The organism is Ruminococcus sp. RTP21358st1_G6_RTP21358_211008 (genome assembly GCF_040908885.1).
In the GTDB taxonomy this organism is placed as follows: domain Bacteria; phylum Bacillota; class Clostridia; order Lachnospirales; family Lachnospiraceae; genus Blautia_A; species Blautia_A faecis.
Window position 1 is genome coordinate 45484 of the sequence record NZ_JBDGDM010000012.1, and the last position, 12980, is coordinate 58463.

Annotated in this window: 16 protein-coding genes and 1 pseudogene; 3 read left to right on the forward strand and 14 right to left on the reverse strand. The window is 44.4% G+C overall.

The annotated features are described in order from the left end of the window. Positions 1 to 5: 5 nt before the first annotated feature. The 3 genes from asd to AB5Z12_RS06765 form a co-directional block, all read right to left on the reverse strand. Positions 6 to 1091, reverse strand: a complete 1086-nt coding sequence (asd, locus tag AB5Z12_RS06755; RefSeq protein ID WP_173735143.1) for an aspartate-semialdehyde dehydrogenase — start codon at positions 1089 to 1091, stop codon at positions 6 to 8. 223 nt (positions 1092 to 1314) lie between these two features. Next, the gene (gene argH, locus AB5Z12_RS06760; RefSeq protein WP_173735144.1) at positions 1315 to 2694 is read right to left on the reverse strand and encodes an argininosuccinate lyase; all 1380 of its coding nucleotides are present in this window, start codon (positions 2692 to 2694) and stop codon (positions 1315 to 1317) included. A 139-nt stretch (positions 2695 to 2833) separates the two neighbouring features. Next, positions 2834 to 2974, reverse strand: coding sequence for a DUF6783 domain-containing protein (locus AB5Z12_RS06765; RefSeq protein WP_334284869.1), 141 nt, complete (start codon positions 2972 to 2974; stop codon positions 2834 to 2836). On the opposite strand from AB5Z12_RS06765, the pseudogene AB5Z12_RS06770 reads away from it, so the two are divergent. Then, positions 2912 to 3049, forward strand: a pseudogene (locus AB5Z12_RS06770) (DUF6783 domain-containing protein); the annotation flags it as partial. The gene AB5Z12_RS06765 and the pseudogene AB5Z12_RS06770 overlap by 63 nt on opposite strands. Positions 3050 to 3062: 13 nt before the next feature. Here AB5Z12_RS06770 and AB5Z12_RS06775 read toward each other — a convergent pair. The 4 genes from AB5Z12_RS06775 to AB5Z12_RS06790 form a co-directional block, all read right to left on the reverse strand. After that, entirely contained in the window at positions 3063 to 3719 is a 657-nt protein-coding gene (locus AB5Z12_RS06775; protein ID WP_148462247.1) for an epoxyqueuosine reductase QueH, read from the reverse strand. Beyond that, positions 3688 to 4569 carry a phosphatidylserine decarboxylase gene (locus AB5Z12_RS06780; RefSeq protein WP_173735145.1) on the reverse strand — a complete coding sequence of 294 codons (882 nt, stop codon included), beginning with the start codon at positions 4567 to 4569 and terminating at the stop codon, positions 3688 to 3690. Before AB5Z12_RS06780 ends, AB5Z12_RS06775 begins: the two co-directional genes overlap by 32 nt. Before the next feature lie 177 nt (positions 4570 to 4746). Next, complete coding sequence (locus tag AB5Z12_RS06785; protein WP_330642393.1) at positions 4747 to 5385, reverse strand: CDP-alcohol phosphatidyltransferase family protein; 639 nt, start codon at positions 5383 to 5385, stop codon at positions 4747 to 4749. A gap of 24 nt (positions 5386 to 5409) precedes the next feature. Next, positions 5410 to 6444: a lysylphosphatidylglycerol synthase transmembrane domain-containing protein gene (locus tag AB5Z12_RS06790; RefSeq protein WP_180006269.1), complete on the reverse strand. Its 1035-nt coding sequence runs from the start codon at positions 6442 to 6444 to the stop codon at positions 5410 to 5412. Between the two features lie 145 nt (positions 6445 to 6589). Here AB5Z12_RS06790 and AB5Z12_RS06795 point away from each other — a divergent pair, with 145 nt between their 5' ends. Both AB5Z12_RS06795 and AB5Z12_RS06800 read left to right on the forward strand, forming a co-directional pair. After that, positions 6590 to 7357 carry an ABC transporter ATP-binding protein gene (locus AB5Z12_RS06795; RefSeq protein WP_148462249.1) on the forward strand — a complete coding sequence of 256 codons (768 nt, stop codon included), beginning with the start codon at positions 6590 to 6592 and terminating at the stop codon, positions 7355 to 7357. Continuing rightward, complete coding sequence (locus AB5Z12_RS06800; protein ID WP_148462250.1) at positions 7350 to 8048, forward strand: ABC transporter permease; 699 nt, start codon at positions 7350 to 7352, stop codon at positions 8046 to 8048. Before AB5Z12_RS06795 ends, AB5Z12_RS06800 begins: the two co-directional genes overlap by 8 nt. A 107-nt stretch (positions 8049 to 8155) precedes the next feature. Here the strand turns inward: AB5Z12_RS06800 and AB5Z12_RS06805 are convergent, their stop codons facing one another. From AB5Z12_RS06805 to AB5Z12_RS06835, 7 genes are all read right to left on the reverse strand, one after another. After that, positions 8156 to 8653, reverse strand: coding sequence for a GNAT family N-acetyltransferase (locus AB5Z12_RS06805; RefSeq protein WP_118581402.1), 498 nt, complete (start codon positions 8651 to 8653; stop codon positions 8156 to 8158). After that, positions 8650 to 8730: a DUF6783 domain-containing protein gene (locus AB5Z12_RS06810; protein WP_368357022.1), complete on the reverse strand. Its 81-nt coding sequence runs from the start codon at positions 8728 to 8730 to the stop codon at positions 8650 to 8652. Before AB5Z12_RS06810 ends, AB5Z12_RS06805 begins: the two co-directional genes overlap by 4 nt. 54 nt (positions 8731 to 8784) lie before the next feature. Further along, positions 8785 to 10353, reverse strand: a complete 1569-nt coding sequence (locus tag AB5Z12_RS06815; RefSeq protein WP_148462251.1) for a recombinase family protein — start codon at positions 10351 to 10353, stop codon at positions 8785 to 8787. After that, a complete protein-coding gene (locus AB5Z12_RS06820) occupies positions 10350 to 10472 on the reverse strand; it encodes a hypothetical protein (protein ID WP_255610631.1) in 123 nt (40 codons plus the stop codon). The genes AB5Z12_RS06815 and AB5Z12_RS06820 overlap by 4 nt, the downstream gene beginning before the upstream one ends. A gap of 169 nt (positions 10473 to 10641) precedes the next feature. After that, complete coding sequence (locus AB5Z12_RS06825; protein ID WP_118581393.1) at positions 10642 to 10878, reverse strand: hypothetical protein; 237 nt, start codon at positions 10876 to 10878, stop codon at positions 10642 to 10644. 75 nt (positions 10879 to 10953) lie between these two features. Beyond that, complete coding sequence (locus tag AB5Z12_RS06830; RefSeq protein ID WP_295260627.1) at positions 10954 to 12312, reverse strand: DUF4832 domain-containing protein; 1359 nt, start codon at positions 12310 to 12312, stop codon at positions 10954 to 10956. Continuing rightward, entirely contained in the window at positions 12309 to 12980 is a 672-nt protein-coding gene (locus AB5Z12_RS06835) for a DUF4956 domain-containing protein (RefSeq protein ID WP_118581390.1), read from the reverse strand. Before AB5Z12_RS06835 ends, AB5Z12_RS06830 begins: the two co-directional genes overlap by 4 nt.

Here is a 12980-nt window from a genome sequence, read left to right on the forward strand (position 1 = left end):
TCAATTTATTTCGCCTGGATATATCCCTGCGCCTTCAATGTCTCTGCGCAAAGAACAGCACCACCTGCAGCACCTCTTACAGTGTTGTGGGAAAGTCCGATGAACTTCCAGTCGTAAACAGTATCCTCGCGAAGTCTTCCGATTGATACGCCCATTCCGTTCTCGAAGTTCACATCCTCTGTAACCTGTGGACGATTATCCTCCTCAAGATACTGAATGAACTGCTTCGGTGCGCTTGGAAGATTCAGTTCCTGGGGAACCCCCTTGAACTCTACAAGTGCTTTTACAAGCTGCTCTTTCGTAGGTTTCTTTCTGAATTTTACAAATGCAGCTGCAGTGTGACCATTCAGGATTGGCACACGAACACACTGACATGTGATAACAGGCTCTTTCGCCGGAACAATCACGCCGTCCTCAATTTTACCCCAGATACGAAGCGGCTCTTTCTCGCTTTTTTCTTCCTCGCCACCAATATATGGAATGATGTTATGCTCCATTTCCGGCCAGTCCTTAAATGTTTTTCCAGCTCCGGAAATTGCCTGATATGTAGTAGCAACTACTTCATATGGCTCAAATTCTTTCCATGCAGTAAGTGCAGGCGCATAGCTCTGAATAGAACAGTTTGGCTTAACAGCGATGAAACCTCTCTTTGTTCCCAGACGCTCTTTCTGATGTTTGATAACTTCGAAATGCTCTGGATTGATTTCCGGAATTACCATCGGCACATCAGGTGTCCATCTGTGGGCGCTGTTGTTGGAAACAACTGGTGTCTCAGTCTTGGCATATGCTTCCTCAATGGCTTTAATCTCGTCCTTGGACATATCTACAGCAGAGAATACAAAGTCAACAGTTGACGCAACCTTCTCTACCTCATTTACATTCATAACAACAAGCTTTTTCACTGCTTCCGGCATTGGAGTATCCATTTTCCATCTGCCTCCTACAGCGTCCTCGTAAGTCTTTCCAGCACTTCTCGGGCTTGCTGCAACAGTTACAACTTCAAACCATGGATGATTCTCTAACAGGGAAATAAATCTCTGACCCACCATTCCGGTAGCACCTAAAATACCAACTCTAAGCTTTTCACTCATAATATTCTCTCCTCATTCTTTCCTCTGCGTACATGTGTATTTCTATGACATACTATACCATGTTCTGAGAAAATGCAAGTACTTTCTTAAATTTTATCATATTAAAGCAATAAATTTATCTCATTTACCCAAAAAATCCTGTAAAACAAGATTCTTTCGTTACTTTCCACCGAACTGCCCAAAGCATATTTGAAAAAGGCATTCTACAAGATGTGTCCTCTTTTCAGTTCTCTTCCAGATACTTTTTATTTCCTGCAATTACCTGCTCCATCACATCCGGACCGGGAGCGCCAAGAGTCATACGTTTCTCCACACAGGTCTTCATGCTGATAGCTTCATAAATATCCTGCTCAAACACAGGACTGATTTCTTTATACTCCTCAAGGGACAATTCATCCAGGGAAATCCCCTTGTCGATACATTTCAGAACCAGCTGTCCAACGATTCCATGCGCATCACGGAAAGGCACGCCATGATTAACCAGGTAATCTGCAGCATCAGTAGCATTTGTAAAGCCATTCTTTGCACTTGCTTCCATGTTCGCCTTATTAAACTGCATGGTGGATACCATGCCGGTAAAAAGAGCCAGACAACCTTTCACAGTATCAATAGCGTCAAACGTAAGTTCCTTATCCTCCTGCATATCCTTATTGTATGCCAGCGGAATTCCCTTCATGGTAGTAAGAATGGATGTCAGAGCTCCATAAACACGTCCTGTTTTTCCTCTTACCAGCTCAGCAATATCCGGGTTCTTCTTCTGAGGCATAATACTGCTTCCGGTACTGTATGCATCATCAATTTCCACAAAACGGTACTCATTGGAATTCCAGAGAATAATCTCCTCGGAAAAACGGCTGAGATGCATCATAACCGTAGAAAGTGCAGACAATAGTTCAATCACATAATCTCTGTCAGATACAGAGTCCATGCTGTTTCTGGTTGGCTCATCAAAGTCCAGAAGCTGTGCGGTGTATTCTCTGTCCAGCGGATAGGTAGTTCCTGCAAGAGCTCCCGCGCCAAGAGGACAGGTGTTCATTCTCTTGCGGATATCAAACAGACGGCCTCTGTCACGGCGGAACATTTCAAAATATGCTCCCACATGATGCGCCAGCGTAACTGGCTGGGCTTTCTGGAGATGGGTAAAGCCGGGCATATACGTATGCACATTCTCTTCCATGATTTTCTGAAGAGCCTCAAGCAGTGATTTTACTTCCTGGTCAATCTCATCGATCTCATCACGCACATAAAGCTTCATGTCCAGTGCAACCTGGTCATTACGGCTTCTTCCCGTGTGAAGCTTCTTACCCGGATCACCAATACGGTCGATCAGGTTTGCCTCTACAAAGCTGTGGATATCCTCATATTCTGATGTGATTGCAAGTCTGCCTGCTTTCACATCTGCCAGGATTCCCTCCAGTCCTTCTAATATCTGATCTCTCTCTTTCTCTGTCAGAATCCCCTGTTTTGCAAGCATCTTTACATGTGCCTTGCTGCCACGGATGTCCTGTTCATAAAATTTCTGGTCAAATGAAATGGATGCATTAAAATTATAAACCAGTTTATCGGTTTCCTTAGTGAAGCGTCCGCCCCAAAGCTGTGCCATAATATTTTCCCTCATTTCCTGCAAAGTCCCACGAATTTTTCAATATTTTTATTCCAAAAGCAAGATGCTTAAGAATTTTACAGAAATACACTTTGAAGTATTATAGGAACCTTACAAATTCTTTCTAACTTTACTACAATCAAGTGCTAGAGCGTGTTTGAAAAATCATTCCCGCAATCTGCACGCCCCACTTTGCGGGAGATTTCGCCCGAATTCGGTTGCCGTAGCCCGCTACGGCGCCCTCATCCGAGCGAAATCTCCCACAAATTGTGACGCACATCTTGCAGAAAGCCTTTTTCAAACACGCTCCAGTTTATCACACTTTCTGCTAATTGCAAAGAGTCTTTCATTATGATTTTCGCTATACATTACTGCACCAAACCGTTTTGTTGTTTCTGTTTTTCCCGCTCTATGCTCTCCCGCTTAGAAAACACACACCCGCAATAATTCTGCCGATACAGCTCATATTCATGGGAAAGTTCTATAGACCGCTTATATCCGTTCTTTTTCTTAAAATCAGACGGAAGATGCTCCACTTTATAGATTTGTGCAAGTTCCTGGCCTATCTCATTGATCTTTCCCGCATTTTTTAAGGGACTGATGGAAAGTGTGGTGGTAAAATAATCATATCCGCCCTCCTGCGCCAGCTTTGCTGCTGCCTCCATTCGAAGCCGATAACATTTGAAACACCGTTCTCCTCCCTCCGGTACATCCTCCAGCCCTTTTGCCATGGCATAAAAATCCTCTGGTCTATACGCGCCTTCCACCAGATCGACTGGATGAAGAAACTCCATCTCGCTGATCAGCCTGCGGATTTCTGCCACCCGCTTCTCATATTCCTCCTTGGGAGAAATATTGGGATTATAAAAAAATACTGTAACAGAAAAAAACCTGGAAAGATATTCCAGGACATAACTGCTGCAGGGCGCACAGCATGCATGAAGAAAAAGTCTGGGAACCTTTCCTTCTTTCTCATGCTGTTCGATTAATTTTTCAAGCTCTTTTTGGTAATTTACATTTGCCAATTCTCTCACCCATTCTTACAATCGTTTCATATCCATTCTCAGAATTCTCAATCAGATCAGAATCCATTCTTACCTTTCCATGCTGAAGAAGCAGGACAATGGTAGAACCTCCGAATTCAAAATAACCTTTTTCTTCACCCTTTTTCACTTCGCAGGCACCAGGTTTCAGATTGGTAATTTTCCCCACCATCATAGCTCCGACTTCCATCATAGCAATGGTTCCAAACTGCTCTGTTTTTAACAGGCAATACTCTCTGGTATTCTCATGATAAATCTGGCATACGTCATTAGCAGCAGGATTTACCGTATGAAAAACACCGGGGATCTTTACATCCGGAGATTTCTCTCCGTCTGCCACATAGCAGTAATGGTGATAATCATCGACTGTCAGCCTGAGGATCACTGCATAACCGCCAAGATACCGCTCTGCCAGCTTTTTATTCTTCAGCAGGCGTTCCAGGGTATACAGAGTATCTTTTATATAAAATCTGGAATCACTGCCAATACGGCTTACTGTAACCTTTCCGTCACAAGGACTGACCAGTACGCTGTCATCCGCTGCCACAGGCCGCTGCCCCGCTTTAAGCCTGCGGGTAAAAAAGTCGTTATAGGAAGCAAACTCCTGTCTGGTGCAGCTGGAAAGATCAATGTGATTGCGCTCCACAAATCCAGAAATCATCCTCGCAGAAAGCCTGGTATTCAAAAACCAGCCGCCCAGTCTGGTAACAAAAGGCTGTATTATGATCTTCAGGCAAAGACGTCCGCCCCAGTCATTATACAGATGGCGCAAAAATTTGTCCTGTCTGTTCTCCTCTATTGTGATGTTGCCTTTTCTGTCTATATATTTCATAATACCTCCCCTGCATTTGCTATAAAAATTCCCGATGGCATCCACAAATGAGCCATGCCTGCATGAGCGAATTCATGGATATCGTCTGGCGACAGCCCGGATTACGAATGCAGCCGGCAGCTGCAGGAGCGCAAAAGGCGCCAGACAACTGACTTTCATATATGGTGAATATCCGTTTTATAACAGATGAAACATCATGGAAAGCGCCAGTGCCACAAGGGCAACCAGAAGGATCACCATTGGATTCTGAGGTTTTTTCACCTTAAAATCACTGATAAACAGCACTCCGACTACTAACACTGCCACATGGATCACCAAAAGGAAATTCTTCCCGCATCCTCTTCTCAGCAGATAAAGAAACGGAAGGATGATCGCCATCGAAGTGATTGGCAGACCCTGGTAATAGTGACGAAGCTCGGAGGTCTCGTTCTGTCTCTTCTCTTCCATTACGTTAAAGTAACCCAGACGGATTACAGAAGCTACACAATACAGGCAGAGAATGATCACACCCGGAATATGGTTCATTCCCAGACAATAACAGATCATTGCCGGAAACACACCAAAACATACCACATCACACAGGGAATCGATCTGAATTCCAAATTTCTTCTCATCTTCTGTACGGTTCTTCTTTGTACGGGCGATTTTCCCGTCAAACATATCACAAAGTCCGGACAGTGCCAGACACAAAATTGCAACTTTAAAGTCTCCCTCCAGTGCTCTTGTCATGCCAAATACGGAAACAGCGAGACTGATGTATGTAAGCACCACCGTATAATCATAAAATCCAAGCATATCCTGTTTCTCCTTTTTCAAACGTTCTTCCTTCATTGCAGTTAATTACATCCTTTGTATCTCTTCGTTTTTTCTTCCAATGGTAAGATGTGCCACACAAGTCATAAGTGCACTGATCAGCATCTGTCCGTAATAGGAAATTCCACGGCTGAGCAGCATAGATGGCAGCAAAAGCGGTCCAAATACGGGCACAAACATCACCATATATAAAGTCTCGCTGATTCCCATGCCTCCCGGAAGAGGAAGCATATCCACAGATACGGAAATCACCGCCTGTAAAATAGTAACGGTCAGGATTCCATACTCATGGAGTCCCAAAGCGCGGTACACCCAGTAAGTGACCGTAAACAGAATACACCTCTGCACAAATGTAATGATAAATACATTCAGTATGATCCGCTTATGGCTGGCCCAGAAGGCTGCCGTTGCGTGATACTGGTCCATGGAAGCCTCCAGCTTCTCAAGCCTTGCTTTTTTTGGCTTCAGAATCCGGACATGCTCAATGATCTTCAGACCTTTTACCATGATCCATTTCGCAAGGCCTGGGGCAAACACCAATATCATCATAAAGGTAACACAGAACACGTTCAGACCCACGCCTAGATAAAACACCCACATATAGTCCCCAAGATAGCCTCTCAGGAAATCACCGCCCAGAAAACAGATCAGAACACCGATCACTACAAGAACTGCCTTGTAGGTGATGGTAACGATCATCAAAACCAGAGTGGTTACCGGAATAGGCAGTTTATCTTTTTTCATGTAAAAGATCTGCATGGGCTGTCCGCCTGATGCAGACGGAGTAATACAGCTGAAAAAAAATCCAACAAAGGAATACAGTGCACAATGAGTCATTTTCACACTGGCTCCAAGTGTTTTCATCATATAAAAAATGATAACCGATTCGCCGAGGATAAAAAATACCACGCACACAAGACTCAGAAGCAGATATCTTCCATCAGCTTCCCTGGCAGTACGGATAATATCCCCGATGTCCTTGCCGCGAAAAACCAAGTACATGGTAAGACCGAAAACGATCACCAGAAATAACAGGTTGAAAACCGTTTGCTTTTTACTCATAATATTATTTTCTTTCTAAAAAAATTGTCGGTACAGGAACCACGAACTCCGCTTCGCTACACTCTGCACATAGATAAATCACTTCATTATAACACACCCCACCCCAAAAGCATATCATAAATTATACGAAAATGGAGGTTTGATTATGAATCCGCTTCTGGAAGTAAAGGATGTGTGCCTTTCTTACCATAGCTTATCCGGGGAAACGGCTGCCCTTTCTCATATATCTTTTCATCTTATGCCAGAAGAGTTTCTGGCTGTCGTGGGGCCTTCCGGTTGTGGAAAGTCCACTTTGCTGAATCTGATCTGCGGGCTTTTACATGCGGAAAGCGGAACCATTCTTATGAATGGAAAGCCACTGAACAAGGACAGCGCCCGTATTGGCTATATGCTTCAAAGAGACCACCTTCTGGAATGGCGCAGCATCTACCGCAATGTTCTCCTTGGACTGGAAATACAAGGCGAACTCACAAAAGACAATCTTTCCTATGTAGATGAACTATTAAAGCTTTATGAGCTGGACAAATTCCGTGACAGTCGTCCAAGCCAGCTTTCCGGCGGCATGCGACAGCGGGCGGCACTGATCCGCACCCTTGCATTAAAACCGGATCTTCTGCTTCTCGACGAACCATTCTCCGCACTTGATTACCAGACACGGCTGAACGTAAGTGATGACATTGGAAAAATCCTGAAAAAACAACGAAAGCCGGCTATTCTTGTCACTCATGATATTTCCGAAGCCATCAGCATGGCAGACCGGGTACTGATTCTTTCAAAGCGTCCTGCCACTGTAATAAAGATTGTTCCCATTGATCTGGATATGAAAGACCGCACGCCCCTTTCTTCGAGAAATGCCCCGGCTTTCAAATCCTACTTTAATCTGATCTGGAAGGAGTTGAATCAGAATGCATGAACCTTCCCCCGCTCAAAAAGCATATCTTGCCCGTCAGAAAAGGGACCGTCGCCTTGTTGTAAGCGCAAGGCTTCTGGTCTTTCTTATTTTTCTGGCACAATGGGAAATCCTGGCAAGGGCTGGCTGGATCGACTCTTTCATCTTCAGCAGCCCCTCCATGATCTTCAAAACCTTTATGGAGATGGCCCAAAACCACTCGCTGTTCATCCACATTGGCGCCACCCTGAAAGAAACTCTTCTTAGTTTCCTCTTCGTAGTAGTCCTGGGTCTTGGCATTTCCATTCTGCTGTGGGGATGCCCCAGACTTGCAAAAGTACTGGAGCCTTATCTGGTAGTGCTGAACAGCCTTCCTAAGTCTGCCCTGGCCCCCCTTCTCATTGTATGGCTGGGTGCCCGTCAGCGGACCATCATTATTGCAGGTATGTCTGTGGCAATTTTTGGATCGATTCTGAACCTGTATACAGGCTTCGGGGAGATCAGCCAGGAAAAGCTGAAGCTGATCCGCACACTTGGAGGCGGTAAAAAAGAAGAACTTTTAAAAATTGTTTTGCCCTCCTCCGTGCCCCTTATTCTTGCAAATATGAAAGTAAATATCGGTCTTTGCCTGGTAGGGGTGATCATAGGCGAATTCATCGGTGCAAGACAGGGGCTTGGCTACCTGATCATATATGGAAGTCAGACATTCCAGTGAGTACGCATTCTGACAGTTTCCCCAAAATGCTGTCCTCTTCTCTTTCCAATTTTCTATAACGAAGTGCAATTCCGTATTTCTTCAAAAAAGAAATTTAATTTTATTTTTCAGAGCCACTCTTTCCGACAGTCAAAGGCTATCCTCTCCGCTCCTCTTTCCAGATGGATCACACCGCATTCCCTGAAACCAAATTTCTTCAAAGCGCCCTGCATGGGCTTGTTGTCCTCATGGGTATCAATGCGCACATATCCGCTTCTCTCCAACCCATAAGAAAATGCAGCCCTGGTCACACCCTTTGTCACCCCATTGGAAGCAACTCTGTGAATCACGCCGTAGGGCTCCCTGTCACTGTGCCATTCACCATTTTCGATCACACGGTAAGTAGGATCTTCTCCTGTATAAAATACAAATGTTCCAACAATTTCCCCATTTTCCACGCATACATGGGAAATTCCTGTTTTTATATCATTTTCTACCGTGGAAGCTTCCGGGTAGCGGTCCTCCCACTGGTTTGGATTACCGTTGTTTTTCATAAATTCCCGGGCAATTTTATATAAGTTCAGTATCTGTGGCAGATCCTGAAGTGTAGATTTTCTGATATTCATAATACTGTTCCTTTCTGCCTTTTCGGACAAAATATACCGCACAGCAAGGCGTGCAGATTGCGAGAATGATTTTTCAAACAGGCTCTAAGTAATGTCTGTAACTGCAGACATTACGGGCAGTTACGATTTTTTCAGTATAGCATATCCAAGGTCTCTGCCGCAATAATGCATTTTCCCTGTTTCTTTACCACTTTCAGATGATCCGGATAAATCAGAATTTTATCCACCATTTTTAACTCACATAATACGCAGGCCTTTAGAACCACATGATGTTCTTTAAAAAACCGTTCTGTCTTTCGAAGCCTTTTTTCCACTTCTTCCTGTTCCTCTGCCAGAAAATCCCTGTTCTTCTGCCTGCACGTTCTGCTGCCGGTGTTGTTCTTTAATTTATTTTGCAGTTCCCTTTCCTTGATCTGGTAAAGAGATTCTTCCACCAGGCCTTCCAGATATTTGTCCAGCAAAAGCTGTTGCTGGTATTTAATCTTTTTTTCCAGCTGTTCGTACTTTTCCAAATTCTTCTTTTGGTTTTCTTCCAGACTTTCCTTCAAAAGCTGCATGAAAGAATCCGTAATCTCCCTTTCCTGATCTGGCAGGATTTCTTTTCCTCCGGACCTTTCCAGAAGAAGAAACAACTTTTCCTCTTCCAGATGGATATTGGCACAGCCGCCTGGCTTTTCCTCCTTTTTTCTCCCCTGTTCCAGATAAGTTTTACATTTCCATTCATGAATTTTATGATTTTTTCCCTTTCTTGTTGTCCGGTAAAAAGGGGCCCCGCACAAACCACAGACCAATTTTCCGCTAAACACATGCTTTCCCGGATTTACTCCAAAGCACCTGGCCGTTTTCTCCTGATTTCCGACAGGTTTCTTTCTTTTGTCGATTTCTTCATTGGCAGCCTTCCACAGTTCTTCTGACACAATTGCCGGAATCCGGTTTTCATAAATATAGAACTGTTCCTGTGGATTTTTTACCACCTGCCTGGTATCAAAATCATAATGCTTCCGGTTCATGACCACAGTGCCTTTATTGACAGGATTTCGGATCATGCGGCGGATATCAGAATCGGTAAAAAAGCTTCCATTTCGTTTCTGCACACCATCCTCCCGCAGGATCCGGGCGATACATCTGCTGCCAAGACCTCCTGCACAAAGCTCATACATTTTTCTTTTCACCTGCGCCTCTTCCTCTATGATCGCCAGGCTTTTATCTGGCAGCTTCCGATATCCATAGGTATTGGAAGTAAGCATCAGGGCACTTCCAGTCTTTTGCCGGTTCCGGTGGGCGTTATTGATCTTACGGCTTAATTCCCGGCTGTATTCCTCTGCCAGAATTGCCTTGATTCCAGTGATCAGACTGTCATCGGCACTGTAAAAACGGTTTTCCAGATAGAGATACAGCCGTTTGCCACAAGTCACGAGACGATCCACAAAAACATACCAGTCCTTTGTGTTTCGCATCAGTCTGTCCTGGGATTTTATCACCACAATCTCAAATTTATCTCTAAGAAGGTCAGAAAAAAGCCGCTGGTACTGTTCCCGTCCCCGGGTGCTGGTGCCGGACCTGCTTTCTATATATTCATCCTCTAAGGACCAGTTCAGGCGGCGGACGCATTCTCTTGCCTCCGCCGCCTGTCTGATAAGCGCATCCTTCTGGCACTCCTCTTCTGTACTGCACCGGCAGTAGATCACCGCCCTGGTCATAAAGTGCCACCGTATTTTTCTATTTTTTCCTTCAAAACCAACAATTCAGCTGAGGTAATCCATTTTTCCTCTGCAAGAATATCTGCGATTTTCTTTAATAATTCCTTTTTCTCTGACAATTTTAAATTTTCCTGATTTTTCCGGTTGGTAACAGACCGTGGAAAAACGGATGTGCACTGCTCTTCTTGCTCCCAATTTAAGGATTCCGCCAGACTCATACTATCAACTCCGGTTTTCATGCCTTATGGTATAATATGCAGTTCTTCCTGTCTCTGCCGTAATTTTTTTCTATCTTCCAGGCGGATTGTCCAGCATATGCCACTCCCACTCCGGATCAATAACGGCATCCGCACTTTCCATAACTGCACAATCCTTATCACAGCCATCCACTGCACAGGAACAGGCCATACCCGCTTTCTCAAAATGCCCTGGCACACCTTCATAACGCACGCACCATAATCCACGGTAGTGCATCCGTTTACACAGGCCATATTCATACTCGTATTTCACTATTTTTTCTGACATTTCTCTACCTCTTCCAACTTTTTATTACCGGTTCTTCCGAAAGCAAAGGGACCGAAAGCCACTCTATTTTTCCTTCTACCATAGTATATTTCTGCCATTCTGATAAGCACATTCCATTGCCAGCCTTACGCCAGGCTTTTCTGTCATGGGATCTTCAATTCCCACAGACAGAGCATATCCCTTCTTCAAAAGTGCCGGAATATCCCGGGTTTCAAATACAGTCCGAGTAATAAGCTGTGTATCTGGTAAAACAGAAGAAAGAAGCATATTGATTTCAGTCTTCTCCACTGTATTTCCAGAGGGATCCTCCAGATACAGATATACCGGCCATTTTTTGTAAAACGGAGCAACGCCGTCATTATTCCAGGTCAGGCACAGGCAATCTTCCTGCCCCTCCCTTTTCCAGGCAGCTTCTGAGATCCACAGGCGGTACCCCATATTCAAAAGCACTTTGTCATAGCCATCTTTATACTGACTGTCTGCATATTTCGGACCTAAAAATGTAGTGTGAGACTTCCGGACCAATTCTACAGTCTGTTCCAGATCTGTCACCAGCATCTGTTCCATGGAAACAGAGCTGGTAAATTCACCGCCCGATGGAGCTGTCTTCCAGAAATCTGGCATACTGCCAAGCGCATCTTTCTCCTCTGCCTGTCCATAATCTCCACCTTCCTGAATCCAGGTCAGCCATTCTTCTGTGGACTCTTTATGCCCGGTCATATCATTATAAAGCCCCATTCCATAAGCTTCTGCAATATGAAAAGGTCTTCTCATAAGCATGTTTACGCCGGGAAAAGCTTCCAGCCAGGGCATAATATACTGATTTCTTACAGCTTCCTCAGGGATTCTCGTAATCCCATCGCTGTAATTTACATGCCACTCTCCCCAATGTCCAAGACTTCCAAGCTCAATATAACTGATCAGCCCGTCTTTTCCAAAATGCTCTCCAAGGGCTTTGATTGCCTTCTCATGCTCTTCTATAAAAACCTTATTGTTGTAATCCGGTGAATATCCTTTTCCATATTCACCATCATACCAGGTTCCGTCTTCCCCCGTCTTCTCATACAGCCACCGGGGGATATCCATATGTTTCTCATCACCTGGAATGTCACAGACAAAACGAAGGATCAGATGCTTTCCTTCTTTTTTCCACCTGTTTATCTGGTTTTCCTCTTCTATGGAATCCCAGGCATACACCCCTTCTTCCGGCTCTAATTCTGCCCAGGTAATGTCCATATACAAAAGCGAAATATCCTCTGACACATTCTCATACCAGGCACTTGGTGCATATCCCATAAGCGGATTTCCAAAAATCTCCTGGGATTTCTGAAACTGCTTTTTGTTTCCATTTCCGGAAGACCACCATTGATAACCTGCGCCAGCTGCCAGAATGACTATCAGAATCAGCAACATTGCTGCCAGAATCTTTTTCATCCGTGATATTCTCCATTATACTGAATCAGAGTGACATCTTCTACATCTTCAATGCTGCGGATTTTTTCCATAAAATCCATATCATTTTGTCGGCAGTACAATTCCACTGCCATCTCTGTTTTTTCTTTGCGCATGGTCTTGGATTTGACAAAATACTTTCTTTTTCCAAAGCAGCGGATTACCTCATCCCCTGCCTGGTCTCCTGTATAGTGGATCACTGCAATATAGATTTTTCCTCTCTGCTGTTTGTGATAAAACAATACGATCATCAGGATCATAATCGCAGCCGCCAAAAGCGCCAGGACATACATTCCCGCTCCAGCCGTAATTCCTGTGGTGATTGCCCAAAACAAATACAAAAGATCCATAGGATCCTTAATTGCTGTACGAAAACGGACAATGGACAACGCTCCTACCATACCAAGTGAAATTACCACATTGGTACTGATAGCCAAGGTTACCATACAGGTAAGCACTGTCATTCCCACCAGAGTAACAGCAAATGTTCTTGAAAAAACAACTCCTGCGTAAAACTTCCGGTATACCAGATAGATCAGCGCCCCTAACAGCAGAGCCGCCGCAAGAGCTGTGAGAATCCCCGGAACATCATAATTGGTAAACGCTCCGGATTCCAGAACTGATTTTTTGATCATGTCCTTTACACTCAT